The organism is Variovorax sp. 10L426 (genome assembly GCF_056395305.1).
Genome location: NZ_JBFTJF010000015.1, coordinates 23,154 through 47,127, shown reverse-complemented (window position 1 = coordinate 47,127; position 23,974 = coordinate 23,154). Strand labels below are relative to the sequence as shown.

General features: G+C 62.6%; 32 protein-coding genes and 1 tRNA gene. 21 read left to right on the top strand and 12 right to left on the bottom strand.

The window, feature by feature from the left end; translation table 11 throughout:
- Positions 1 to 21: 21 nt before the first annotated feature.
- Together proC and AC1DHL_RS21330 are read right to left on the bottom strand one after the other, a co-directional pair.
- Positions 22 to 879: a pyrroline-5-carboxylate reductase gene (gene proC / locus AC1DHL_RS21335; protein ID WP_478098896.1), complete on the bottom strand. Its 858-nt coding sequence runs from the start codon at positions 877 to 879 to the stop codon at positions 22 to 24.
- Positions 880 to 882: 3 nt separating this feature from the next.
- Positions 883 to 2,034, bottom strand: coding sequence for an esterase-like activity of phytase family protein (locus AC1DHL_RS21330; protein WP_478098895.1), 1,152 nt, complete (start codon positions 2,032 to 2,034; stop codon positions 883 to 885).
- A 223-nt stretch (positions 2,035 to 2,257) separates the two neighbouring features.
- Between AC1DHL_RS21330 and rplN the strand changes: the two genes are divergently transcribed.
- The 19 genes from rplN to AC1DHL_RS21235 all read left to right on the top strand — a co-directional run bounded on the left by rplN (position 2,258) and on the right by AC1DHL_RS21235 (position 11,354).
- Positions 2,258 to 2,626 carry a 50S ribosomal protein L14 gene (gene rplN, locus AC1DHL_RS21325; RefSeq protein ID WP_093105273.1) on the top strand — a complete coding sequence of 123 codons (369 nt, stop codon included), beginning with the start codon at positions 2,258 to 2,260 and terminating at the stop codon, positions 2,624 to 2,626.
- 10 nt (positions 2,627 to 2,636) lie between these two features.
- Positions 2,637 to 2,954: a 50S ribosomal protein L24 gene (gene rplX, locus AC1DHL_RS21320; protein ID WP_478098893.1), complete on the top strand. Its 318-nt coding sequence runs from the start codon at positions 2,637 to 2,639 to the stop codon at positions 2,952 to 2,954.
- A gap of 11 nt (positions 2,955 to 2,965) precedes the next feature.
- Positions 2,966 to 3,505, top strand: coding sequence for a 50S ribosomal protein L5 (gene rplE, locus AC1DHL_RS21315; protein ID WP_028250827.1), 540 nt, complete (start codon positions 2,966 to 2,968; stop codon positions 3,503 to 3,505).
- An 8-nt stretch (positions 3,506 to 3,513) separates the two neighbouring features.
- On the top strand, positions 3,514 to 3,819 hold the full coding sequence (gene rpsN, locus AC1DHL_RS21310) for a 30S ribosomal protein S14 (protein ID WP_068674578.1): 306 nt from the start codon (positions 3,514 to 3,516) through the stop codon (positions 3,817 to 3,819).
- A 20-nt stretch (positions 3,820 to 3,839) separates the two neighbouring features.
- Positions 3,840 to 4,235, top strand: a complete 396-nt coding sequence (gene rpsH, locus AC1DHL_RS21305) for a 30S ribosomal protein S8 (RefSeq protein WP_088954787.1) — start codon at positions 3,840 to 3,842, stop codon at positions 4,233 to 4,235.
- 24 nt (positions 4,236 to 4,259) lie between these two features.
- Positions 4,260 to 4,793, top strand: a complete 534-nt coding sequence (rplF, locus tag AC1DHL_RS21300) for a 50S ribosomal protein L6 (RefSeq protein ID WP_478163274.1) — start codon at positions 4,260 to 4,262, stop codon at positions 4,791 to 4,793.
- A 14-nt stretch (positions 4,794 to 4,807) separates the two neighbouring features.
- The gene (rplR, locus tag AC1DHL_RS21295; RefSeq protein WP_478099163.1) at positions 4,808 to 5,173 is read left to right on the top strand and encodes a 50S ribosomal protein L18; all 366 of its coding nucleotides are present in this window, start codon (positions 4,808 to 4,810) and stop codon (positions 5,171 to 5,173) included.
- An 18-nt stretch (positions 5,174 to 5,191) separates the two neighbouring features.
- A complete protein-coding gene (gene rpsE / locus AC1DHL_RS21290) occupies positions 5,192 to 5,710 on the top strand; it encodes a 30S ribosomal protein S5 (protein ID WP_028250822.1) in 519 nt (172 codons plus the stop codon).
- A 15-nt stretch (positions 5,711 to 5,725) separates the two neighbouring features.
- Positions 5,726 to 5,911 (top strand): 50S ribosomal protein L30, encoded by a 186-nt coding sequence (gene rpmD / locus AC1DHL_RS21285; protein WP_009124818.1) that lies wholly within the window; start codon positions 5,726 to 5,728, stop codon positions 5,909 to 5,911.
- Between the two features lie 23 nt (positions 5,912 to 5,934).
- Positions 5,935 to 6,366 carry a 50S ribosomal protein L15 gene (rplO, locus tag AC1DHL_RS21280; RefSeq protein WP_478098890.1) on the top strand — a complete coding sequence of 144 codons (432 nt, stop codon included), beginning with the start codon at positions 5,935 to 5,937 and terminating at the stop codon, positions 6,364 to 6,366.
- A gap of 25 nt (positions 6,367 to 6,391) precedes the next feature.
- Positions 6,392 to 7,702: a preprotein translocase subunit SecY gene (secY, locus tag AC1DHL_RS21275; protein ID WP_478098888.1), complete on the top strand. Its 1,311-nt coding sequence runs from the start codon at positions 6,392 to 6,394 to the stop codon at positions 7,700 to 7,702.
- Between the two features lie 6 nt (positions 7,703 to 7,708).
- Positions 7,709 to 7,927 (top strand): translation initiation factor IF-1, encoded by a 219-nt coding sequence (gene infA / locus AC1DHL_RS21270; protein WP_150590309.1) that lies wholly within the window; start codon positions 7,709 to 7,711, stop codon positions 7,925 to 7,927.
- Positions 7,928 to 7,961: 34 nt separating this feature from the next.
- Positions 7,962 to 8,075 (top strand): 50S ribosomal protein L36, encoded by a 114-nt coding sequence (gene rpmJ / locus AC1DHL_RS21265; protein WP_038201958.1) that lies wholly within the window; start codon positions 7,962 to 7,964, stop codon positions 8,073 to 8,075.
- A gap of 24 nt (positions 8,076 to 8,099) precedes the next feature.
- Positions 8,100 to 8,465 (top strand): 30S ribosomal protein S13, encoded by a 366-nt coding sequence (gene rpsM / locus AC1DHL_RS21260; RefSeq protein ID WP_019653977.1) that lies wholly within the window; start codon positions 8,100 to 8,102, stop codon positions 8,463 to 8,465.
- Between the two features lie 12 nt (positions 8,466 to 8,477).
- Entirely contained in the window at positions 8,478 to 8,882 is a 405-nt protein-coding gene (gene rpsK / locus AC1DHL_RS21255) for a 30S ribosomal protein S11 (protein WP_009124825.1), read from the top strand.
- Between the two features lie 129 nt (positions 8,883 to 9,011).
- Positions 9,012 to 9,635 carry a 30S ribosomal protein S4 gene (gene rpsD / locus AC1DHL_RS21250; protein WP_478098886.1) on the top strand — a complete coding sequence of 208 codons (624 nt, stop codon included), beginning with the start codon at positions 9,012 to 9,014 and terminating at the stop codon, positions 9,633 to 9,635.
- Between the two features lie 148 nt (positions 9,636 to 9,783).
- A complete protein-coding gene (locus tag AC1DHL_RS21245; protein ID WP_093162415.1) occupies positions 9,784 to 10,773 on the top strand; it encodes a DNA-directed RNA polymerase subunit alpha in 990 nt (329 codons plus the stop codon).
- Positions 10,774 to 10,857: 84 nt separating this feature from the next.
- Positions 10,858 to 11,259 carry a 50S ribosomal protein L17 gene (gene rplQ, locus AC1DHL_RS21240; RefSeq protein ID WP_478163273.1) on the top strand — a complete coding sequence of 134 codons (402 nt, stop codon included), beginning with the start codon at positions 10,858 to 10,860 and terminating at the stop codon, positions 11,257 to 11,259.
- Positions 11,260 to 11,277: 18 nt separating this feature from the next.
- Positions 11,278 to 11,354 (top strand) — tRNA-Met (locus AC1DHL_RS21235).
- Positions 11,355 to 11,543: 189 nt separating this feature from the next.
- Here AC1DHL_RS21235 and AC1DHL_RS21230 read toward each other — a convergent pair.
- Genes AC1DHL_RS21230 through AC1DHL_RS21205 form a run of 6 tightly spaced genes read right to left on the bottom strand, consistent with a single transcriptional unit; the run spans position 11,544 to position 18,434 of the window.
- A complete protein-coding gene (locus AC1DHL_RS21230; RefSeq protein WP_478163272.1) occupies positions 11,544 to 11,939 on the bottom strand; it encodes a RidA family protein in 396 nt (131 codons plus the stop codon).
- Complete coding sequence (locus AC1DHL_RS21225; protein WP_478163271.1) at positions 11,936 to 13,555, bottom strand: AMP-binding protein; 1,620 nt, start codon at positions 13,553 to 13,555, stop codon at positions 11,936 to 11,938. The genes AC1DHL_RS21230 and AC1DHL_RS21225 overlap by 4 nt, the downstream gene beginning before the upstream one ends.
- Positions 13,552 to 14,745 (bottom strand): acyl-CoA dehydrogenase family protein, encoded by a 1,194-nt coding sequence (locus AC1DHL_RS21220; RefSeq protein WP_478163270.1) that lies wholly within the window; start codon positions 14,743 to 14,745, stop codon positions 13,552 to 13,554. The genes AC1DHL_RS21225 and AC1DHL_RS21220 overlap by 4 nt, the downstream gene beginning before the upstream one ends.
- Positions 14,746 to 14,748: 3 nt before the next feature.
- Positions 14,749 to 15,603 (bottom strand): enoyl-CoA hydratase family protein, encoded by an 855-nt coding sequence (locus AC1DHL_RS21215; protein ID WP_478163269.1) that lies wholly within the window; start codon positions 15,601 to 15,603, stop codon positions 14,749 to 14,751.
- Entirely contained in the window at positions 15,600 to 16,076 is a 477-nt protein-coding gene (locus tag AC1DHL_RS21210) for a MarR family winged helix-turn-helix transcriptional regulator (protein WP_478163268.1), read from the bottom strand. The genes AC1DHL_RS21215 and AC1DHL_RS21210 overlap by 4 nt, the downstream gene beginning before the upstream one ends.
- Positions 16,077 to 18,434: a bifunctional salicylyl-CoA 5-hydroxylase/oxidoreductase gene (locus tag AC1DHL_RS21205; RefSeq protein WP_478163267.1), complete on the bottom strand. Its 2,358-nt coding sequence runs from the start codon at positions 18,432 to 18,434 to the stop codon at positions 16,077 to 16,079.
- Positions 18,435 to 18,542: 108 nt separating this feature from the next.
- Between AC1DHL_RS21205 and AC1DHL_RS21200 the strand changes: the two genes are divergently transcribed.
- Both AC1DHL_RS21200 and AC1DHL_RS21195 read left to right on the top strand, forming a co-directional pair.
- On the top strand, positions 18,543 to 19,811 hold the full coding sequence (locus tag AC1DHL_RS21200) for a class I SAM-dependent methyltransferase (protein WP_478163266.1): 1,269 nt from the start codon (positions 18,543 to 18,545) through the stop codon (positions 19,809 to 19,811).
- A gap of 6 nt (positions 19,812 to 19,817) precedes the next feature.
- Complete coding sequence (locus AC1DHL_RS21195) at positions 19,818 to 20,141, top strand: DUF1840 domain-containing protein (protein WP_478163265.1); 324 nt, start codon at positions 19,818 to 19,820, stop codon at positions 20,139 to 20,141.
- Positions 20,142 to 20,254: 113 nt separating this feature from the next.
- Here AC1DHL_RS21195 and AC1DHL_RS21190 read toward each other — a convergent pair whose 3' ends face one another.
- From AC1DHL_RS21190 to AC1DHL_RS21175, 4 genes are read right to left on the bottom strand one after another with little or no spacing between them, the layout of a single operon-like run.
- On the bottom strand, positions 20,255 to 21,268 hold the full coding sequence (locus AC1DHL_RS21190; protein ID WP_478163264.1) for a Bug family tripartite tricarboxylate transporter substrate binding protein: 1,014 nt from the start codon (positions 21,266 to 21,268) through the stop codon (positions 20,255 to 20,257).
- A 25-nt stretch (positions 21,269 to 21,293) separates the two neighbouring features.
- Positions 21,294 to 21,824, bottom strand: coding sequence for a MarR family winged helix-turn-helix transcriptional regulator (locus AC1DHL_RS21185; protein ID WP_478163263.1), 531 nt, complete (start codon positions 21,822 to 21,824; stop codon positions 21,294 to 21,296).
- Positions 21,821 to 22,828: an alpha-ketoacid dehydrogenase subunit beta gene (locus tag AC1DHL_RS21180; protein WP_478163262.1), complete on the bottom strand. Its 1,008-nt coding sequence runs from the start codon at positions 22,826 to 22,828 to the stop codon at positions 21,821 to 21,823. The genes AC1DHL_RS21185 and AC1DHL_RS21180 overlap by 4 nt, the downstream gene beginning before the upstream one ends.
- Complete coding sequence (locus AC1DHL_RS21175) at positions 22,819 to 23,838, bottom strand: thiamine pyrophosphate-dependent dehydrogenase E1 component subunit alpha (RefSeq protein WP_478163261.1); 1,020 nt, start codon at positions 23,836 to 23,838, stop codon at positions 22,819 to 22,821. Before AC1DHL_RS21175 ends, AC1DHL_RS21180 begins: the two co-directional genes overlap by 10 nt.
- Between the last annotated feature and the right edge of the window lie 136 nt (positions 23,839 to 23,974).

Sequence of the window (23,974 nt, the reverse complement as noted above, 5' to 3'; positions counted from 1 at the left end):
GCCTGAGCCTCGGGTTGGGGATCAGCCTTTTCCGAACTCCTCGCCAAGTTCAGCAGCGCGCTTGTGCGCCGCGCGGATTGCGTCCTTGAATTTCGCCTTGACTTCAGCGTTCTCCAAGGCGGTGATCGCGGCGTAGGTTGTGCCGCCCCTGGATGTCACGCGTTCACGCAGGACTGAAGGCGGTTCGGTCGCATTGCTCGCCAGGGCCGAGGCGCCGGAGAAAGTTCCCACGGCGAGTCGATGCGCCTGTTCGGCCGTCAGTCCGAGTTCGACGCCGGCCTCCGTCATGGCCTCGATGAAATAGAACACGTACGCCGGACCGGAGCCGGAAACCGCCGTCACTGCGTCGAGTGCGGCCTCGGCGTCGACCCACATCAGGTCGCCTGTGGGGGCCAGGACCTGTTCGACGAGCTTGCGACCTTCGCTGTCGACGGCGTCGCGCGCGAACAGGCCGGTCATTCCTTGGCCGATGAGGGCGGGGGTATTGGGCATTGCGCGGACCACCCGCTCCGTGGCGAGCCAGCGCGCGATGCTGTCTGACGGAATCCCGGCCGCGACGCTGAGGTGCAGGGCGTTCGCTGCCAGTCCGCGTACGGCCTGCGCGGCCGTCGCGAAAGTCTGCGGTTTGACCGCCCACACGACGACTTCGCAGCGCGCCAGCGCTGTACTGGCTTCCGCCTGGGCGTTGATGCCGAAATCGTGAGCCAGCCTTGCGCGCGCTTCGTCAAAGGGTTCGACGACTTCGAAGGCGTTCGCAGGAACGTCCTGTTTCACGAGCCCCCCGATGATGGCGCTGGCCATGTTTCCTCCGCCGATGAAGCCGATGGGCGGCAGGGGGGTCGGTTCCCGGCGGGGCAGGAAGGTGACGGCGATATTCATGACTTATCCGGTGAATTCGAATGCTGCGAACTGGGTGATCTGCAGCGGATTGAAATTGTCGTCGCTCACCGCGACCAGCAGTCGGTTGCCGTTCGGCAAATTGGGACCCCAGCAGAGGCCTTCGGTGTTGTCCACGCGCGACAGCCCGAGCGAAGCTAAATCGGCGACCAGTTTCTTTGGCGCAGACCGATGATTGTCCGGCGTGAGGGCTTCGACGGCCAAGATATCGGTGGCGTCCCGGGTATCTATTTCATAGAGACGGACCGAGTTGCCGACCCCGGTGGCATAGGCGCGTTCGAGCACCAGCATGCGGTTGACGTCGATCATCAGCACTTCGCTGACGCCGTTGTCGGCATGCGTCCAGGGTATGAGTGGCCGTGTCGGAATGGCGTCTGGCACGTAGGCGATCTGGCGATCGACCACTCCTGTCGAAATCTTGATCCGCGTGAATCGGCAAGGACCGCCCACCCCGGCGAGCGTAGGAATCGGGCCGTCCTGAATCAGCGCGTTTTCCATGGCCACCCAGGCGTGCCGATTGTCGGGCGTCAGCGCGAGTCCCTCAAGGCCGAGGTTGTCGCGGGCGCCGTGTCGGCCGTCAGCGGACGGCTGAAACATGACCGGAAGCGGAATCTCGCGGACCAGCGCGCCGTCCGGATTCGACTCGTAGAGCGCGGGACCGAAACCGCGCCGCTCATCGCCCTCGCTGGTCCAGAGCAACGTCCCGGTGCCTGGACGCCATCTGATGGATTCCGGATCGGGGACCGGCACGGCTTCAGGCGCATGGCGCCTGGCCGGCCACGGTGTGTTGTTTGACTGTTTTAATACCACCACGGCGGTCAATTGGGGGGCGCCATCGTCCTTCCCAGGCGTCCAATGCATGCCGTAAAACCGAACGGGATTCAAATCTGATCGATCGTCGCTCAGAAGCAAGTACTCACGTCTTTCGGTGTCGTAGTCGATGCCTGAAAGGCCGCCGACGGCTGTTCCCTGAAAGGCGAGGCGATGTGGCCAACGCGCTTCGGCTACGAGACGCAGACGCTCCGGGCCGGTAGTTGCGCAGATTCCGCTTTTGCAACCGAGGGCTCCGCCCGCAATTGCCGCCGCGGAGAGCAGCCATTGGCGCCGGGTGAACGAGATCGAATGTTGGACGCGCACGGCCGGAAGTCTACGGGGTAGGGCCCCATCGCAACGCAAGGTGTTGACGGTCGACAAATGCTGTGCAACAATCGCGGGCTTCGCTTCAGAAAGGCGAAGCTTCTGCCCAGCGGAAGCGCATCGAAGTGGTTTTGGTGCGTGGACGACGGGCCCAAGACTGATCGTTGAGTCGTTTCGGAGTTGTCCGGGCCGGTGAAGCGGTACAAGTTGGGAATATCACGAAATGATCCAAACTGAATCCCGGCTCGATGTGGCCGACAACACGGGCGCGAAATCCGTCCTGTGTATCAAGGTGCTCGGTGGCTCCAAGCGGCGTTACGCCAGCGTGGGCGATGTCATCAAGGTCAGCATTAAGGAAGCCGCTCCGCGGGGTCGCGTCAAGAAGGGCGAGATCTACAGCGCAGTGGTGGTTCGCACCGCCAAGGGCATCCGTCGCAGTGACGGCTCGCTCGTTAAGTTCGATGGCAATGCGGCTGTGCTGCTCAATGCCAAGTTGGAGCCCATCGGCACCCGTATCTTTGGACCGGTCACGCGCGAACTGCGTACTGAAAAGTTCATGAAGATCGTGTCGTTGGCACCTGAAGTTCTGTAAGGACAGTGCCATGAACAAGATTCGCAAAGGCGACCAGGTCATCGTGTTGGCCGGGCGCGACAAAGGCAAGCGTGGCACTGTGTCGCTGCGCAAGGATGACTCGTTTGTCATCGTCGACGGCATCAACCTCGTCAAGAAGCACACCAAGCCGAACCCCCTGAAGGGTACGACCGGTGGCATCGTCGAGAAGGCCATGCCGATTCACCAATCCAACGTGGCGATCTTCAATGCTGCGACCGGCAAGGCCGATCGCGTGGGCATCAAGGTCACGGACGGCAAGCGCGTGCGCGTCTTCAAGTCCAGCGGCGAAGAAATCAAGGCCGCCTAAGGGGTACTCACATGGCTCGTCTCCAACAACACTATCGCGAAAAAGTCGCGAAAGACCTGACCGAAAAGTTCGGCTACACCTCGCCGATGCAGGTTCCGCGCTTGACCAAGATCACCCTCAACATGGGTGTGGGTGAAGCGGTTGCCGACAAGAAGGTGCTCGACAACGCCGTCGCTGATCTGACCAAGATTGCTGGCCAGAAGCCTGTGGTGACCAAGTCGAAGAAGGCGATTGCAGGATTCAAGATTCGCGAGAACCAGCCAATTGGCTGCATGGTCACGCTGCGCGGCGTGCAAATGTATGAATTTCTCGATCGTTTCGTGACCGTTGCGCTGCCGCGCGTTCGCGATTTCCGCGGTATCTCGGGTCGTGCTTTCGATGGTCGTGGGAACTACAACATCGGGGTCAAGGAACAGATCATCTTTCCTGAGATCGAGTACGACAAGGTCGATGCGCTGCGCGGCCTCAATATCAGCATCACGACGACGGCAAAGACCGACGAAGAAGCCAAGGCGCTTCTCGCTGGCTTCCGTTTCCCGTTCAAGAACTGAGGTGGTTTGTGGCTAAAGTAGCTTTGATCGAGCGCGAGCTCAAGCGAGAAAAACTGGTCGCAAAGTACGCCGCCAAGCACGCGGAACTGAAGGCGATCGCCAACGACGCGAAGAAGAGCGACGAAGAGCGCGCAGCCGCCCGTCTGGGTCTGCAGAAGCTTCCGCGTAACGCCAATCCGACCCGTCAGCGCAACCGTTGCGAAATCACCGGTCGTCCGCGCGGCACCTTCCGCCAATTTGGTCTGGCCCGCGCCAAGATCCGCGAACTGGCTTTCAATGGCGACATCCCTGGTGTCACCAAGGCCAGCTGGTAAGCCAGGCAGGAGCAAACAACATGAGCATGAGTGATCCCATTGCCGACCTGCTGACGCGTATCCGTAACGCGCAGATGGTGGCGAAGCCCACCGTGTCGGTCCCGTCTTCCAAGGTGAAGGTTGCGATCGCACAGGTCCTTAAGGACGAGGGCTACATCGACGGCTTCAAGGTCAAGACCGAAGCCGGCAAAAGCGAACTCGAAATCGCACTGAAATATTACGCTGGTCGCCCTGTGATTGAGCGCATTGAGCGCGTGAGTCGTCCCGGCCTGCGCGTCTACAAGGCCAGTGCCGCTATTCCGCAAGTCCAGAACGGCCTCGGCGTTGCGATCGTCACGACTCCGAAGGGCGTGATGACCGACCGCAAGGCGCGCGCTGCCGGTGTCGGCGGCGAAGTGCTGTGCTACGTCGCCTAACCGAGACATCGAGGAGAAACTGAAATGTCCCGAGTAGGAAAAATGCCGGTCGCCATCCCCGCAGGCGTGGATGTATCGATCAAGGACGACCAGATCAGCGTCAAGGGTTCGGGCGGCACGCTCAACCTGGCGCGCAATGCGCTGGTGAATATCGTCAACAAAGATGGCAAGCTCAGCTTTGAGCCTGCCAACGAATCGCGTGAAGCCAATGCGATGAGCGGCACGGTTCGTCAGTTGGTAAACAACATGGTGCTCGGCGTGACCAAGGGTTTCGAAAAGAAGCTCAGCCTGGTCGGCGTCGGCTACAAGGCTCAAGCGCAGGGTGCCAAGCTGAATTTGCAGGTTGGTTACTCGCATCCGGTGAATAAGGACATGCCGCAAGGTATTACGGTCGCGACGCCGACCCCGACCGAAGTGATCATCAAGGGCGCCGACCGCCAACGCGTCGGCCAAGTGGCCGCCGAGATCCGGGCTATTCGTCCGCCAGAGCCCTACAAGGGCAAGGGCATCCGCTACGCGGACGAGAAGATCGTGATCAAAGAGACCAAGAAGAAGTAAGGGGCAGCAAAATGATGTTGACCAAAAAAGCACAGCGTCTTCGCCGCTCGCGCCAGACCCGTATTCGCATTGCAACGCAAGGCGTGGCGCGCCTGACGGTGAACCGCACCAATCTGCACATCTACGCCACCGTCATTTCCGACGACGGCACCAAGGTGATTGCTTCCGCATCGACGGCCGAAGCCGAGGTGCGCGCCTCGCTGGGCGGTTCCGGCAAGGGTGGCAACGCCGCTGCGGCAACCGCCATCGGCAAGCGCATCGCTGAAAAGGCGAAGGCTGCCGGCGTCGAGAAGGTCGCTTTCGATCGCGCAGGTTTCGCCTATCACGGCCGCGTCAAGGCGCTGGCCGATGCCGCTCGCGAAGCTGGCCTGCAGTTCTAACCGGACACGAGATTCAAAATGGCAAAGATTCAGGCAAGAACGCAGAACGAAGGCCCCGAAGACGGTTTGCGCGAGAAGATGATCGCGATCAACCGCGTCACCAAAGTGGTGAAGGGTGGTCGTATTCTCGGTTTCGCAGCGCTCACCGTAGTGGGTGACGGCGATGGCCGCGTCGGCATGGGCAAGGGCAAGTCGAAGGAAGTGCCTGCTGCTGTGCAAAAGGCGATGGAAGAGGCTCGTCGCAATCTGGCGAAGATTTCGATCAAGAACGGTACGCTCCATCACCGCGTCACGGGCCATCACGGCGCCGCCTCGGTGGTCATGATTCCGGCACCGAAGGGTACCGGCATCATTGCCGGCGGTCCGATGCGCGCGGTCTTCGAAGTAATGGGCATCACCGACATCGTGGCGAAGAGCCATGGTTCGTCGAATCCTTACAACATGGTCCGCGCCACGCTGGACGGGTTGAAGAACTCGACCACGGCGTCCGAAGTGGCTGCCAAGCGTGGCCTCACCGTCGAAGAACTCTTCGCCTAAACCGGGAGTACCGAGATGACGACGCAACAACAAACATTGAAGGTGCAATTGGTCAAGAGCCCGATCGGCACCAAGGAATCGCATCGCGCCACCGTGCGCGGCCTGGGGCTGCGCAAGCTGAATAGTGTGAGCGAACTGCAGGACACGCCCGCTGTGCGCGGCATGATCAACAAGATCAGTTATCTGGTCAAAGTGCTCTAAAAGAGTCGCTGAGAGAGACGAATATGGAACTCAATGGCATCAAGCCGGCAGCCGGCGCCAAGCACGCCAAGCGCCGCGTCGGCCGTGGTATCGGCTCCGGCCTCGGCAAGACTGCAGGTCGCGGTCACAAGGGTCAGAAGTCGCGCGCAGGCGGTTTCCACAAGGTCGGCTTCGAAGGTGGGCAGATGCCTCTGCAGCGTCGGCTGCCGAAGCGTGGCTTCAAGTCGCATTTGCTGAAGTACAACGCCGAAGTGACACTGACCTCGCTCGAAAAACTCGGCCTGGCCGAAGTCGACGTGCTGGCGCTCAAGCAAGCCGGTCTGGTGGGCCAGATCGCAAAGGTGGTCAAGGTCATCAAATCTGGTGAGATCACCAAGGCCGTCAAGCTGACAGGAATCGGCGCGACTGCCGGCGCCAAGGCCGCGATCGAAGCCGCTGGCGGCAGCGTCGCCTAAATACACGGACTGAAAGAAGCTCTTCGTGGCAACCAACGCGGCAACGCTCGCAAAAACGGGCAAATTCGGTGACTTGCGTCGCCGGCTTGTCTTTTTGCTGCTTGCGCTCGTGGTCTATCGCATCGGGGCGCACATCCCGGTGCCGGGTATCAATCCGGACCAACTGGCGCAGCTGTTCCAGGGCCAGCAAGGCGGCATTCTGAGCCTGTTCAACATGTTCTCGGGCGGCGCCCTTTCGCGCTTTACTGTGTTCGCGTTGGGCATCATGCCTTACATCTCTGCGTCGATCATCATGCAATTGATGACCTACGTTGTGCCGACCTTCGAGCAACTGAAAAAGGAAGGTGAGGCCGGTCGCCGCAAGATTACCCAGTACACGCGTTACGGTACGCTGGCTCTGGCACTCTTCCAATCTTTCAGCATTGCAGTCGCTTTGGAGTCGTCGGCCGGTCTGGTGATTTCACCTGGCTTCGGTTTCCGCCTTACCGCGATGATTAGCCTCACGGCTGGCTCGATGTTCCTGATGTGGCTGGGTGAGCAAATCACGGAGCGCGGACTGGGCAACGGGATCTCGATCCTGATTTTCGCCGGCATTGCGGCGGGGTTACCCAACGCTATCGGGGGACTGCTCGAACTCGTTCGTACGGGCGCCATGAACGTGTTGGTCGCACTGTTCATTGTGGCCGTGGTTGTACTGGTGACGTATTTCGTCGTCTTTGTCGAACGCGGTCAGCGCAAAATCCTAGTGAACTATGCGCGGCGTCAGGTGGGCAACAAGGTGTATGGCGGTCAATCGTCACACCTGCCCCTCAAGCTGAACATGGCCGGTGTGATCCCGCCGATCTTTGCGTCGTCCATCATTCTGCTGCCCACTACGGTCGTGGGTTGGTTCAGCACCGGTGAGAGCATGCGTTGGATCAAGGACGTCGCCAGTGCGCTGAGGCCTGGGCAGCCCATCTATGTGCTGCTTTACGCCAGTGCCATCGTGTTTTTCTGCTTCTTCTACACGGCGCTGGTGTTTAACAGTCGTGAGACTGCCGACAACCTGAAGAAGAGCGGTGCATTCATTCCAGGCATACGGCCGGGAGATCAAACCGCGCGCTATATTGACAAGATCCTGGTTCGCCTGACGCTGGCTGGCGCGGTGTATATCACCTTCGTTTGCTTGCTGCCTGAGTTCCTGATCCTGAAATACAACGTGCCGTTCTATTTTGGCGGCACCTCCCTGTTGATCATCGTGGTCGTCACGATGGACTTCATGGCCCAAGTACAGAACTACATGATGTCTCAGCAGTACGAGTCACTGCTAAAGAAAGCCAATTTCAAGACTTCGTAGGTGTAGATGTCGAAGGACGATGTCATCCAGATGCAGGGTGAGGTTCTAGAAAACCTTCCCAACGCAACTTTCCGGGTGAAGCTCGAAAATGGGCATGTCGTTCTTGGACATATTTCCGGAAGGATGCGGATGCATTACATCCGCATCCTTCCTGGTGACAAGGTCACCGTTGAGTTGACGCCCTATGACTTGAGCCGGGCGCGTATTGTGTTTCGGGCGAAATGAGTCGCCGGGTTGAACAGAGTTTTAGGAGAATGAAATGAGAGTTTCGGCTTCGGTCAAAACCATTTGCCGTAATTGCAAGATCATCCGCCGCAAGGGTGTGGTGCGTGTGATCTGTACCGACCCGCGCCACAAGCAGCGCCAGGGTTGATTGATAGAGTATTAGAGGACGCACATGGCACGTATTGCTGGCATCAACATTCCGCCGCACAAGCACGCTGAAATCGGTTTGACCGCCATTTTCGGCATCGGTCGCACGCGCGCTCGCAAGATTTGCGAAGCAAGCGGCATCGAGTATTCGAAGAAGATCAAGGATCTGACAGACGCCGATCTCGAGAAGATCCGCGATCAGATCGCGCTCTTCACGATCGAAGGCGACCTGCGCCGCGAGACGACGATGAACATCAAGCGCTTGATGGACATCGGCTGCTACCGCGGCTTCCGTCACCGTCGTGGCCTGCCAATGCGCGGCCAGCGCACGCGCACCAATGCCCGCACTCGCAAGGGTCCGCGCAAGGCCGCGCAGTCTCTGAAGAAATAAGGATAGACCAGCATGGCTAAAGCTCCTGCCAACAACGCTGCACAGCGCGTCCGCAAGAAGGTTCGCAAGAACGTTGCCGACGGAATTGCTCACGTGCACGCTTCGTTCAACAACACGATCATCACGATCACTGACCGTCAGGGCAACGCCCTGTCGTGGGCGTCTTCTGGCGGTCAGGGCTTCAAGGGCTCCCGCAAGTCGACTCCGTTCGCTGCGCAGGTCGCCTCGGAAGTTGCCGGGCGCGCCGCGGTCGAGCAAGGCATCAAGAACCTCGACGTCGAGATCAAGGGGCCTGGCCCAGGTCGCGAATCGTCGGTGCGCGCACTCGCCGCACTCGGTATCCGGATCAATTCCATTGCCGACGTGACCCCAGTGCCGCATAACGGCTGCCGTCCGCAGAAGCGTCGTCGCATCTAAAGCGAAGACGTCCGGCGCAGCCCGCTTCGCAGCGGCTGCGCATTTGCTTTTTTAACAAGCCCACCGCCATCGGCACGCCGCTGATGGCTCCCGCAGTCCCCTGCGGCAGATGACACAAAGGAAGATCAAGTGGCACGCTATCTCGGCCCGAAGGCCAAACTCTCCCGGCGCGAAGGCACCGACCTGTTTCTGAAGAGCGCCCGTCGTTCGATCCAGGACAAGGCCAAGTTCGATTCGAAGCCCGGCCAGCACGGCCGCACGTCCGGTCAGCGTACCTCGGATTTTGGCCTCCAACTGCGCGAAAAGCAGAAGGTCAAGCGCATGTACGGCGTGCTCGAAAAGCAGTTCCGCCGCTACTTCGAGGAAGCCGATCGTCGCCGTGGCAATACGGGTGCCAACCTGCTGTTCATTCTCGAATCGCGCCTGGACAATGTCGTCTATCGCATGGGCTTCGGTTCGACCCGCGCAGAAGCACGGCAACTCGTGTCGCACAAGGCGATCACGGTGAACGGCCAGTCCGTCAATATTCCGTCGTACTTGGTCAAGACTGGCGACGTAATTGCGGTTCGCGACAAGTCCAAGAAACAGAACCGCATTGTCGAAGCACTTCAACTGGCTCAACAGGTCGGTATTCCGGCTTGGGTGGAAGTGAATGCCGACAAGGCCGAAGGCACCTTCAAGAAGGTTCCCGATCGCGACGAGTTCGCGGCCGACATCAACGAATCGCTGATCGTCGAACTGTATTCGCGTTGATCTATCTGCCTTCGCCCATGGCTTCCATGGAGCCCGTCGAAGAAGGCCGATGTTTTTATTCACGTTCCTGCCTTGAGCTTTGCTGCAAGGCAGGTGCTTCACCAGCCTTACCGGTGTAACGAGCCGGGGGTATTGAGAGGAAGTCTGCATGCAAACCACCCTGCTGAAACCCAAGACCATTCAGGTCGAGCAACTCGCGCCCAACAGGGCCAAGGTGACGCTCGAGCCTTTCGAGCGTGGCTATGGCCACACACTTGGCAACGCACTGCGCCGTGTTCTGCTGTCGTCCATGGTCGGCTATTCGGCGACCGAAGTCACGATTGCGGGCGTGCTGCACGAGTACTCGTCCATCGATGGCGTGCAGGAAGACGTCGTCAACATTCTGCTGAACCTGAAGGGTGTGGTGTTCAAGCTGCACAACCGCGACGAGGTCACGCTGAGCCTGCGCAAGGACGGCGAAGGTGCTGTCACGGCTTCGGACATCCAGACGCCCCATGACGTCGAGATCATCAATCCCGATCATGTGATCGCGCATCTGTCGCAAGGCGGCAAGCTCGATATGCAGATCAAGGTTGAAAAGGGTCGCGGCTACGTGCCCGGAACGATGCGCCGTTACGCGGATGAGCCGACCAAGTCGATTGGCCGCATCGTCCTCGATGCCTCGTTCTCGCCGGTCAAGCGCGTGAGCTATACCGTTGAAAGCGCTCGCGTCGAACAGCGCACGGACCTCGACAAGCTGCTCGTTGAAATCGAAACCAACGGCGCGATCACCGCTGAGGACGCGGTCCGCGCTTCGGCCAAGATCCTGGTAGAGCAATTGGCTGTGTTCGCTCAACTCGAAGGTGGCGAATTGGCTGCATTCGATGCGCCGGCGCCGCGCAGCGCCCAGCAGTTCGATCCGATTCTGCTGCGTCCAGTCGACGAGCTTGAACTCACCGTGCGCTCCGCGAACTGCCTGAAGGCGGAGAATATCTACTACATCGGTGACCTGATCCAGCGGACCGAAAATGAGTTGCTCAAGACCCCGAATTTGGGGCGCAAGTCACTCAACGAAATCAAGGAAGTGCTTGCCTCGCGCGGCCTGACCTTGGGCATGAAGCTCGAAAGCTGGCCCCCGGCTGGTCTCGACAAGCGTTGATTTTTTAGATATGGCCCATAGGGGCCTGTGCACCGGGCAGTACCTGACACGGCTGCCTGTTTTTATAAAGTAAAGGAAAGCACCATGCGTCACGGACACGGACTCCGCAAACTCAACCGCACCAGCTCGCACCGCCTCGCGATGCTGCAGAACATGATGAACTCGCTCATCGAGCACGAAGTCATCAAGACCACGGTCCCGAAGGCCAAGGAACTGCGTCGCGTCATCGAGCCAATGATCACCCTGGCCAAGAAGCCGACGGTCGCCAACAAGCGCTTGGCATTCGACCGCCTGCGTGATCGCGACAGCGTCGTGAAGCTCTTCGGCGAACTCGGTCCTCGCTACCAGGCTCGTCCTGGCGGCTATACGCGCATCCTGAAAATGGGTTTCCGTGTGGGCGACAACGCGCCGATGGCGCTGGTCGAACTGGTGGATCGTCCTGAAGTAAATGAAGCAGCTGCAGACGAGCAAAACGCTGCAGAATAAGCTATAATTCTATCTTGCCGCGCGATGGAGCAGCCTGGTAGCTCGTTGGGCTCATAACCCAAAGGTCGCAAGTTCAAATCTTGCTCGCGCAACCAAATTTTCGGCGACAAATCGCTGATTGAAAAAGCCCACTTTGGTGGGCTTTTTTTTGGTCGTCCAAGCGGCGCGCAATTGACAATTGATCTCTGCCGCTGAGCGCCGCGGAAAGAGCTATGCGCCCAGCTGCACTTCGGCATCTGGGCGGCGGGCGGGCGGCACGTCTCTATGTGCGCAAGGGCTGAAGCCTAGTCAGGCACTACGGCCGTCACTTCAATCTCAACCTTGGCGCGCGATTCGACGAGTGCTGCAACCTGCACGCAGGTCATTGCCGGGAAGTTCTTTCCCATGGCGTCGCGGTAGACAGGGCCGAGCTCGCCCAATCGGCGGTTGTATTCGTCCCGGTCGGTCACGTACCACGTCATACGCACCATGTGCTCCGGTCCTGCACCAGCCTCGCGCAGCACTGCGGCGATGTTTCGCAGCGCGAGGCCCGTTTGTTCGATGAAGTCATCCGATTCGAACTGCTGTTGTGCATTCCAACCGATTTGTCCGCCGACGAACACCATGGTTCCGCGGGCGGCGACGCCGTTGGCATAGCCCTTCGGAGGAGCCCAGCCCGGGGGTTGCAGAAATTTGATCATGCCAATTGCCTCAGTTTGAATCGTTGGAGTTTCCCGGTCTCGGTTCGCGGCAGGCTCGCCACGAATTCGATCTCCCGGGGGTATTTGAAAGGCGCGATAGTCGCCTTGACGTGGTCTTGGAGTGCCTTGACCATGACAGCGTCACCGGCATGGCCGGGCTTGAGCACGCAGAAGGCCTTGACGATCATGCCGCGCTCTTCATCGGGTTTGCCGATCACGCCGCATTCAGCCACGGCCGGGTGTTTGAGGAGAGCGTCCTCGACCTCCGGGCCGCCGACGTTGTAGCCCGCCGTGACGATCATGTCGTCAGCGCGGGACTGGTAGAAGAAGTATCCGTCCTCGTCCTCGACAAACGCATCGCCAGGGTAGTTCCATCCATTCCGCACGTAGTCCGCCTGGCGGGCGTCGTCGAGATAGCGACAACCCACGGGGCCGATGATGGCCAGCTTGCCCACCGTGCCTCGGGGGACTTCATTGCCCTCATCGTCGACGATCTTGGCGGTGAATCCCGGAACGGCTCTTCCCACCGCTCCACGACGGATTTCGTCTCCCGCAGCGGAAATGTAGATGTGAAATACCTCGGTTCCGCCGATGCCATCGAGCATCTCCAGGCCGGTCGCCTGCTTCCAGAGTTGACGTGTCGCATCTGGCAGTGCCTCGCCGGCGCTGACGCTGATGCGGAGACTCGGCACGCCGGCCTCTTTCGCGAACGCGGCCATCTGCCGATAGAACGTGGGCGCTGTGTAGCTGATGGTCGCGCCGACGTTGCGGATCACCTGCACCATCGATTCGGGCGTGTACGGCACATCGTGAAAGTACACGGAGGCGCCCGCGTACATCGGGAAGATCAACAATCCGCCCAACCCGAAAGTGAATGCCAACGGCGGAGAGCCGATCACGACGTCGTCGCTGCGAGCCCGCAGGACATGGCGCGGCCAGGTCTCGCACATCACCAGCACGTCTCGATGCGTGGTGACCGGCGCCTTGGGCTTGCCTGTCGTTCCGGACGTGAAGGCAAGCAGTGCGATGTCGTCGGCAGAGGTTGGACACGCATTGAAGGCGCCGTTCTTGCCAGCCGCGCGCGCCGATAGCGAGTCTGGTACGTCTGACTGGTTGAATGCCACGATCGTCTTCAGAACGGGATGCTGCAGTTGCGCCGCCTGAAGCTCGTCGAGCAGCTTCCCGTCGCAAAGCGCGACGGCAGGCTGCGCCTTCTCCAGGATCTCTCCCAGCTCCTTCGCGCGCAGCAGGGGCATCGTGGCGACGGCAATCATCCCGGCCTTGACCACGCCGAGCCATGACAGCGCCATGGCGATCGAGTTTCCGCCTCGCAGCAGCACGCGATTGCCCGGCACCAGGCCGAGGTCTTCGGTCAGCACCTGGGCGATGCGGTTGACTTCGACCGCCGCCTCGGCATAAGTCAAGGTCTGGCTCGGTGAACGCAGCATCGGCTTGTCGGCGAAGCCCTTGGAGGCCGCCTTGTCCAGCAGCTCTTCCACCAGATTCAAGCGGTCCGGCAACTGAAGTTCGGGCAGGTCGTACCGGAAGATCGGTAGTTGATCCGCCGGCGGGAGCCGGTCATGTACAAAGCGATCGATCTGCGCACTTGAAGTCATTTGGCCCTCAATACGGATTTGCCGATGATGAGTTGTTGCACTTCCGTCGCGCCTTCGTAGATGCGCAGCGAGCGGATGTCGCGATAGAGGCTTTCGACCTTCGTGCCGACCTTGACGCCGAGGCCGCCGTGCATTTGAAGTGCCATGTCGATCACGCGGCTTGCGTTCTCGGTTGCGGTCATCTTGGCCATGGCCGCGGCAGCGGTCAGGTCGCCCACCGGAGCCTCGCCGCGGCGTTCGCTGTCGTCACGCATCCACGCGGCGCGATAAGTCAGCAGCGCACCAGCGTCGATCAACGCCGCCATCTCGCCGAGCTTCGCCTGCGTGAGCTGGAAGTCTGCCAGCGTCTGGCCGAACATCTTTCGCTTCCGCGTGTATTGAACGGCCTCGGACAACGCGCGGCGAGCCATCCCGAGCGCGGCGCCGGCGACCGACGCGCGGAAGATGTCGAGCGTGCGCATCGCAAGCTTGAAGCCGCCGTGCAACTCGCCCAATTGGGCACTGCGCGGCACCACGCAACCGTCGAAACGCAGGGTCGCGAGCGGATGCGGCGCCATGACGTCGATGTGCGCCGACGTGTCGAGTCCGGGCGTCTTGGCATCGACGATGAAGGCGGTGATCCCGCGGGCGCCGGCGGTCGGATCGGTCTTTGCGAACACGCAATAGAAGTCGGCGATGCCGCCGTTGCTGATCCAGGTCTTCTCACCCGTCAGGCGCCAGCCGTCAGCCGTTTCCTCGGCGCGCATCGCCATGGCACCGACGTCCGAGCCCGCTTCGGGTTCGCTGAGCGCGAAGGCCGCGATCTTGTCGCCGCGCCCGACGGGCGCGAGATAGTCCGCATGCTGCGCAGCAGTGCCTGCCAGCGTGATGGCACCGCTGCCCAGGCCCTGCATCGCGAATGCGAAGTCAGCCAGTGGAGAGTGGAACGCCAGCGTCTCGCGCAGCAGCACGAGGGCACGCGAATCGAGCTTGTCGAGCGCGCCACCCGAAGCAGCGGGCACGCAGTAGCGCAGCCAGCCAGCATCGCCCAGCCTCCGGACCCAGTCGCGGCAGGCCGCGCGGTCGTCGTGCTCGTCCACGGACTGGGCTGCGGCCCAAGGCAGGAGTTCGCGCGCGAGCGTTCGATGCGCCTCTTCGAAGAAGGGCAGCGCCAAGTGCCCCGTGGAGGGATCGACAGCAGATGCAGCCATGGATCAATCCCCTCCGAACACGGGCTTGCGCTTCGCGGCGAAGGCTTCGTAGGCGCGCTTGAAGTCCTCGGTCTGCATGCAGATCGCTTGAGCCTGGGCCTCGGCTTCGATGGCCTGGTCGATCGTCATCGACCATTCCTGCGACAGCATGGTCTTGGTCATGCCATGCGCAAAGCTCGGGCCTTCGGCCAACTCGCGGGCCATCGCGGTGGCGGCGCCGACAAGGGCACCGCTCTCGTGCAACGCATTGAAGAAGCCCCATGCGTGCCCTTCCTGAGCCGTCATCGCGCGGCCGGTAAAGAGCAGTTCGGAGGCACGCCCCTGGCCGATGACGCGAGGCAGGAGCGCGCACGCGCCCATGTCGGCGCCCGCGAGTCCGACGCGGGTGAACAGGAATGCGGTGCGCGTGGAAGGCGTCCCATAGCGAAGGTCGCAAGCCAGGGCGATCATCGCGCCGGCCCCGGCGCAGACGCCGTCGATCGCGCCCACGATGGGTTGCGGGCAGTGGCGGATCGCCTTCACGAGGTCACCCGTCATGCGCGTGAACTCCAGCAGTTCCGGCATGCGCATGCGGGTCAGCGGCCCGATGATCTCGTGCACGTCACCGCCGGAGCAGAAGTTGCCGCCCGCACCAGTCACCACGATCGCCTTCACGTCGGTGGCGAAGCTCAGTGCGCGAAACAAGTCGCGCAGTTCCGCGTACGAATCGAAGGTCAGCGGGTTCTTGCGCTCCGGTCGGTTCAGCGTGATCGTGCCGACGCCAGCGTCGAAAGACCACGAGAAATGCGTGGCCACGTAGCCGGCCTTGGGTTCGAACTGCGCGCGCATGGGACTGTCCGCGCCGATGTAATGCTTCATAGAGCCTCCGCCAATTGTTGATGTGAATGTTGCTTGACCTTGCCCAGCAGCTTGTGCAATTGGGCGATTTCCTTGCTGTTCAGCGCGGCGAAGGCATCGCAGATCCATGCCTCGTGCTGCTGTGCCATGTCGTTGAAGAGCTTGCGGCCCCGCGTCGTGAGGCGAACGCGCCATGCACGGCGGTCGCCTGCGACGTCGACACGCTCCACCAGCCCTTCCGTGACCAGCTGGTCGGTGATGCCGGTGACGTTGCCGCCGGTGACCATCATGCGTCGCGAGAGCTCGTTCATCTTGAGCCCTTCGGGTGCACGCTCGAGTTGCGACATGAGATCGAATCGGGGCAGCGTCGTCGCGAACTGCTCGCGCAATTCATTGCGGACCTGCTTCTCGATCAGCTGGGTGCAGGTCAGCAGGCGCAACCAGAGACGAAGCTCGTCGGGGTGCTCGCTGTGGGCTCTGGCTTCGAGGTCCATCTATTGCTCCTCTTCGGGCACGCGCGGTGCTGTCGCCAGCGCTGCCGCGAGTTGCTGCTGCTTTGCGATCTCGCGGTACATCTGGTCGCGCCCGCTCAGATACTGCTTCGGCCATTCGATATCGCGGTTCTGCAGCTTGGCGGTTTCGTGCAAGGTCCACGCCGGGTCTGCCAGGTGCGGTCGCGCAATGGCACACAAGTCGGCGCGACCCGCGGCGATGATGCTGTTGGCCTGATCGGCATCGGTGATGGCGCCGACGGCGATGGTCGAGATGCCCACCTCATTGCGAATGCGGTCCGCAAAAGGCGTCTGGTACATGCGGCCGTACACCGGCTTTGCCTCGCGCGTGGTCTGACCCGACGAGACGTCGATGAAGTCGCAACCGGCTTCCTTGAAAGCACGCGCCATCACGATCGCATCGGCGTCGGTATTGCCGCCGGGCGCCCAGTCATGCGCCGAAATGCGAACGCTCATCGGGCGATCGGCCGGCCATGCGGCGCGCATCGCGCGGAACACTTCGAGCGGATAGCGCAGGCGGTTGTCGATGTCGCCGCCATACTCATCCGTGCGCAGATTGGTCAGCGGACTGAGGAAGGACGAAAGCAGATAGCCGTGCGCGCAGTGCAGCTCGAGCCAGTCGAAGCCGGCCTCGGCCGCGCGCTTCGTGGAGGCCACGAACTGATCGCGCAGGATGTCCATGTCGGCGCGCGTCATCTGCGCGGGCAGTTGGTTCTGTTCGCCATACGCCAGCGCGCTGGCAGCGATCAGCGGCCAGTTGCCAACCGGCAGCGGCTCGTCGGTGCCTTCCCAGCCGACTTGCGTGGAGCCCTTGGGGCCGCTGTGACCCAACTGCATGCCGATCTTCGCGCTCGACTGCTTGTGCACGAAATCGACGATGCGCTTGAATGCCGCCGATTGCGCATCGTTGTAGAGCCCTGTGCAAGCCGGCGTGATGCGGCCTTCGGGGGTCGGGCTGGTCATTTCCACGAACACCATGGCGGCGCCGCCGAGTGCGCGTGCGCCGAGGTGGACCAGCAGGAAGTCCTGCGGCACGCCATCGACTGCGCTGTAGGTCGCCATCGGCGAGCAGACGATGCGGTTCTTGAGCGTCAGTCCGCGCACGGTGAGCGGCATCAGCATCGGAGGCAGCGGTTTGCCGCCGGACAGCCATTGCTCGTAGCCGCCCAGCCATTTCGTGTCGCGCAGGCGCAGGTTCTCGTGGCTGATGCGCTGCGACCGGGTGAGCAGCGAGTAGGCGAACTGTTCGATCTCCATGCCCGTGTAGCGCGGCACGTTCTCGAACCATTCGGTCGAGTTGCGGGCTGCGTTCTGGATCTTGAGCACTTCGACGCTGCGCCGGGCCTCGTAGGCTTCGAGTACTTCGTCGATGCCGCCGCCGGTGGCGAATTCGTTGGCAAGATCGATGGCATCTTCGAGCGCGAGCTTGGTGCCCGAACCGATGGAGAAGTGCGCCGTGTGCGCGGCATCGCCCATCAGCACGACCGGCACGGGCTTGCCATTGACCTCGATGCGGTGCGTCCAGTGCTTGCACACGACCCGCGGGAAACGAATCCAGTTGGCCGAGCCGCGCAGGTGCGTGGCATTGCTGATCAGCTTGTGACCATCCAGGTACTTCGCGAAGAGCTGCTCGCAGAAGGCAATCGCTTCCGGCTGCTCCATCCTGTCGAGACCATGGGCCTGCCAGACGGCTTCGGGCGTCTCGACGATGAAGGTCGACGTCTTGCCGTCGAACTGATAAGCATGGGCCTGGAACCAGCCGTGCTCCGTCTTTTCGAAGGCGAAGGTGAAAGCGTCGAAAGTCTGATTCGTGCCGAGCCAGACGAAGCGACATTGACGCAGGTCAATGTCAGGTTCGAAAACGTCCGCATAGCGCTGGCGGATGCGGCTGTTGAGCCCGTCGCAGGCGATCACGAGGTCCGCGTCGTACTGGGCGGCCAATGCCTGGTCGTCCGTGACGTCGGTTTCGAACACCAGCTTGACGCCGAGCGCCAGGCAGCGCTCCTGCAGGATGTTGAGGAGCCGCTTGCGGCCGATGCCGCAGAAGCCGTGCCCGCCCGATCGCACCTGGCGTCCCTTGAAGAACACCTGGATGTCGTCCCAATGGTGGAACTCGCTGCCGATCAGTGTCGCGGTGTCCGGGTCGGCCGCCGCCAAATTGGCGAGCGTCTGGTCGCTGAGCACGACACCCCAGCCGAAGGTGTCGAAGGGGCGATTGCGCTCGACGACGGTGACGTCGAGGGCCGGCTGCCGGGCTTTCATCAACAGCGCGAAGTACAGGCCGGCAGGGCCGCCGCCGATGCACAACACACGGTGAAGGTTCGGGGTGAAGCTATTCATGGATAAATAGTTTAGACATAAACGATCTGCTGTCAAGCCGGATGTGCCCTTGGGGTTGTCCCGGTACCCCAGTTGACGAGGGCGTGCGGGCTGGCAAGAATCAGTGACATGCAAAGCCTGATACCGAAGATCGAGTCCCAGCTTTCCACTTTGTCAGTTCCCATCACGCTGCGACTGCCAGACGGTCGGCAAGTTGCCAAGCCTGGCTCACGCGTGACGCTTGCCTTCAACGAATGGTCGGCGCTCGCCAAGCTTGCAGGGCGCCAGATCGGTGCCATCGGCGAGGCCTACGTCGAGGGTCGTGTCCAGATCGAGGGCGCCATGCGCGACCTGTTCGGCGCGGCGGTCGGCCTCCTGCCGGGCAATCCTGCCGAGACCAACACGAGCTGGTGGAGCCGTCTGCAGCGTCGTGCCAAGTCGCGCGGCGCGCACTCCCGGGGCAGGGATGCGGCGCAGGTCCAGTTCCACTACGACGTCTCCGACGACTTCTACGCGTTATGGCTCGATCCGCGCCGCGTGTATTCGTGCGCCTACTTCCGTGACGCGGGCATGACACTCGCCGAGGCGCAGGAGGCCAAGCTCGACCACATCTGCCGCAAGCTCCTGCTGAAGCCCGGCGAGCGGTTCCTCGACGTCGGCTCGGGCTGGGGCGCGCTCCTGATGTGGGCCGCCGAGCACTACGGGGTGGATGCGACCGGCATCACGCTGTCCAAGAACCAGCATGCGCACGTGCAGCGGCTGATCGAGGAAAAGGGCCTGCAAGGACGCGTCCGCGTCGAACTGCGCGACTATCGCGAGCTCGACGAAGCCAAGCCCTTCGACAAGATTTCATCGGTGGGCATGTTCGAGCACGTCGGCAGCGCCAACATGCCGACCTATTTCCGGAAGATCCATTCGCTGCTGAAGCCCGGCGGCCTGGTTTTGAACCACGGCATCACGTCCGGGCAACTCAACTACCATCAGCTCGGCGCCGGCATGGGGGACTTCATCGAGAAGTACATCTTCCCTGGCGGCGAACTCCTTCATGTGACGCACGTGCTGCGCGAGACGGCCGCTGCGGGGCTCGAGATGGTCGACACCGAGAACCTGCGCCCCCACTACGCGCGCACGCTCTGGGCGTGGTCCGACGCGCTCGATGCGCAGCTCGACACGGCGCGCGAAGTCCTGAAGCGCGGCGGAGGGCGGCAGGAAGAGAACGCCGAGCGCATCCTGCGCGCCTATCGCCTCTATCTGGCGGGTTCAGCCATGAGCTTCGAACAGGGCTGGATCTCGTTGCACCAGATGCTGTCCACCAAGAGGGACGGCAACGTGGAAGCCAGGACGCTGCGCGGCGCGCAATCGGAGTACCCTTTCGTCCGGGATTACATCTACAAGTGAGGCTCCATGCTGTATCGATTCAACTCTCGGGCGACGCCCCCTTTCGTGATGCTCGAAGTCCATGCCCGGCAGCTGTTCGACATCATCGGCAAGGAGCCGGCGCCGCAGGGTGTCGTCACCATCGAGCAGATGCCCGCCGCCATTTCGGCGCTGGAGGCAGCCATGGCGCGTGAGGGAAAAAACGCCCACAACGCCGATAGCTATGCGGTCGAGGGCCACGACGAGGATGCCGAGAAGCAGCACATCGGGCTGCGGCAGCGTGGGCAGCCTTTGCTGCACATGCTCAAGGAGTCCCTTGCCGACGGCAAGGACGTGACCTGGAGTGTTTGACTCGCCCCCAGGTTGGCTCACTTCGTGTAGCCGCCCACCCCCTCGCCGGGGGCAACACCAGCGGCCCGGCGGAGCCGGTTCCGCGGTATTTCTGGGATGGGGCCGGGGCTGATTTAGTCGACTTTGGCGCCGGATGCTTTCACGACTGCGGCCCACTTGACGTGTTCGCTTTCGATGAGCTTCGCGAATTCGGCGGGGGTATTGCCGCTGGGGATGGCGCCTTGGGCAACCATCTTTTCCTTGAGGGCGGGGGTGGCGAGGGCCTTGGCGACTTCGTGCTGGATGCGGTTGATGATGTCCGGGGAGGTGCCGGCCGGGGCGAGCAGGCCGAACCATGAGCTGGCCTCGTAGCCCTTGAGCGTGGGGCCGCCGACTTCTTCAACGGTGGGCACGTCGGGGAGCGCTGGGGAACGCTGTGAACTGGTCACCGCGAGTGCCTTGAGCTTGCCGCTCTTGATCTGCTGCATGGAAGACGGCAGGTTGTCGAACATGACGTCGGCGTTGCCGCCCACCAAGTCCATCAGCGCAGGGCCCGATCCGCGGTAAGGGATGTGGATCATGTAGCTGCCCGTCATGCTCTTGAAAAGCTCCCCGGCCAGATGGATGGACGTGCCGCTGCCGCTCGATGCCATGTTGAGCTTGCCGGGGTTCGCCTTGGCGTACTTGACGAAGTCGGCGACGCTGTTGATGTTCAGCGCCTTCGCCTTGTCGACGTTCATTTCCATCACGTTCGGCACCGCCGCGACCAGGGTGATGGGAGCGAAGTCCTTGATGGGATCGAAGGGCAGCTTGGGGTAGAGCGCGCGGTTGATGCCGTGAGTGCCCACTGTGCCCATCAGCAGCGTATAGCCATCGTTGGGCGACTTCGCCACGATCTCGACGCCGACGTTGCCGCCGGCGCCCGCCCGGTTGTCGACGATGAACTGCTGGCCAAAAGCCTTCGAGAGTTCGGGCGCGACGGCGCGCGCGAGGATGTCGGTGGTGCCGCCCGGCGCGAAGGGCACCACGATGCGCACGGGCTTGGTGGGCCAGGCGGTGTCCGCGACGGCGGGGCCGGCGATAGCAATGAGGGCCGCGCTCGCGACAAGGGTCAGGGCGCCGCGGCGGGCGAGAGAGAAGAGGGGCATTCGGGTGTTCCTTTGAATCCGGTTTTTACAGTCGAAGCGCGCCCGTCGTCGCGGGTGGAAACCCCGTGCGACCGACGCTGCTCCCGGCCACCGAGGCGATCAGCTTGTCGAGCGTGGCGTCCAGTCGCTGCAACTCGTCGGCGCCAACGCCTGCGAACAACTCGGCCTCGCGTTCGTGAGCCTGCACGACGACCGTGGCATACAGCGCCTTGCCGACGCTGCTCAGGAAGAGCCGGCTGCGCCGCAGGTCGGTCGGATCCTCGTGGCGGTGCAGGCGCTTGTTGCGTTGCAGACCCGCCAGCGCGCGGCTGACGGCCATCTTGTCGAGCCCGGTGAGGTCGGCGACCTGGGTGGCCGTGAGTCCCGGCTGCGCACCCAGCACGGCCATGGTGCGCCATTCGTTCAGCGTGAGCTGGTGCTGTCGGCCGACGCGCTGCTGGAACGGCCTCGCCGTGAGGTTGACGACGCGGACCAGCTTGAAGAAGACCGAGTTCCCCGTTGCCGGGACCTGCGGTGCCTTGGGCGCGGTTGCGTCGACGTCAGCGTCGGCGTTCATCCCCGCAACGTCCTGGCCGCGTTCACGATCTGATCGACGCTCACGCGCGATTGCGCTTCCAGCACCGGCGCGTAGCCGACGGGAATACGCGGCGCGCCCAGGCGGGCGATGCGGCAGCCGGTCGCTTCGGCCGCCGTCGCTGCGATTTCCGCGCCGAAGCCTGCGGCTTGCACGGCCTCGTGAATCACCAACAGGCGCCCGGTGCGTCCGCACGATGCAAGCACGACCTCGCGGTCCCAGGGCCACAGCGTGCGAAGGTCGATGAGGTCGACGTCGATGCCTTCCGCCGCCAGCCTGTCGCAGGCGGCGATGCAGGCATGCATCTGGCGGCTCCAGCTGACCAGCGTCAGCGTGTTGCCGCGGCGCAGGTGCGCGGCCTTGCCAAGCGGCACCTCCTGCGTCTCGTCGACAGGGCCCCGTGTACCCCACAGCGTCTTGTGTTCGATGTAGACCACCGGATCACCGCACTGCATGGCGGCGCGCAGGAGCGCGTAGTTGTCCTGCGGCGTGGACGGGCTCACCACGACCACGCCGGGCAGGTGCGCGAACCAGGCCTCCAGCGATTGCGAATGCTGCGCTGCCGAGGCGTCCCAGATGCCGCCCGGCATGCGCGCTACCAGCGGCACGCGGCCTTGGCCGCCGAACATGAAGCGGTTCTTGGCGGCCTGGTTCACGAGTTCGTCCATGCCGCAGAGCGCAAAGTCGACCACGCGCATCTCGACCATCGGGCGCAAGCCCGCGAGCGCCATGCCGACGCCGGCGCCCATGATCGCGGCTTCGGAAATCGGCGTGTCGATCACGCGCTCGTGGCCGAATTCGTCCTGAAGGCCCTTGTATTGGCCGAAGATGCCGCCGCGGCCAACGTCTTCGCCGAGCACCACAACGCGCGGGTCGGCTTGCATCTCGCGCCGCACCGCGAGCACCGCGGCCTCTGCGTAGCTGAGTTCCTGGACGGCTGGCGATGCGACAGGGCGGTCCCGGGCGATGTCGTTGCTCATGTCCATTGACCGGCTCCGGTGGTCTGCACGTCGGTGAATGCGGTGGAAGGCTCCGGCCACGGTGCCGCGTCGGCGGCCGCGAGCGCGGCCTCGACTTCCGCATGCGCCTCGTCTTCGATGGTGTCGAGCACCGCGCCGTCGACGCCGTCATCGATCAGACGGCCCCGTGCATGCGCGATCGGGTCGGTTTCGAGCGCCGCGGCCAGTTCGGCAGGGTCGCGGTAGGCGGCGGGATCGACCGACACGTGGCCCTTCACCCGGTAGGTCAGTGCGTGCAGCATCCGCGGCCCCTTTCCTGCGCGTACTTCGGCGATCAACTTTCCCGCCGCCGTGTGCACCTTGAATACGTCGTTGCCGTCGACCTGCGTCGCGGCGATGTCCATGGCTTCGGCGCGCGCCGAAGCACCGTCGCCGGCCGTCATCGGGCCGCTGGCCGTGGTGGCGCTCCAGCGGTTGTCTTCGCAGACGAAAAGCACCGGCAACTCATACACGCGGGCCCAGTTGAGCGCTTCGAGAAAGGGCCCGCGATTGATCGCGCCGTCGCCGAAGAAGCAGACAGTGATCGCGTCCTTCTGCAGCAGCTTCTGCGCGTGCGCCGCGCCGACCGCGATCGGCAGACCGGCCGCCACGACGCCGTTTGCGCCCAGCATGCCGACCGAGAAGTCAGCGATGTGCATGGAGCCACCCTTGCCGCCGTTGAAGCCGGTCGCCTTGCCGAAAAGCTCGTCCATCATGCGGCCCAGGTTCGCGCCCTTGGCCAGCGTGTGGCCGTGGCCGCGATGGGTCGAGGTGAGGTAGTCGGCGGCGGTCAGATGCGCGCAGACACCGGCCGGAACCGCCTCCTGGCCGGTGGACAGGTGGAGTGGCCCGCGCACCTTGGCGGCGCCGGCGGCCTGCTGGCCATAGGCACTCACGCCGCCCTGGCTTGCGGCCTCCGCGGCATTTTCGAACGCGCGGATGCGCACCATCGTTCGGTAGAGCGCGGCGCTCGCCGCAACGGAAATCTCAGTCTCCATATGTTCTCCAGCGCACACACGGCGTGCGTTTCGCCCGAAATCGTATCGCTCGTGACGAATCGCGATGTAGCGCATTTACCCGCAGGGATAGTCCCGATGGCCGCCGAATCCGTGGGCTGCGATAGTTAGTTCGGCA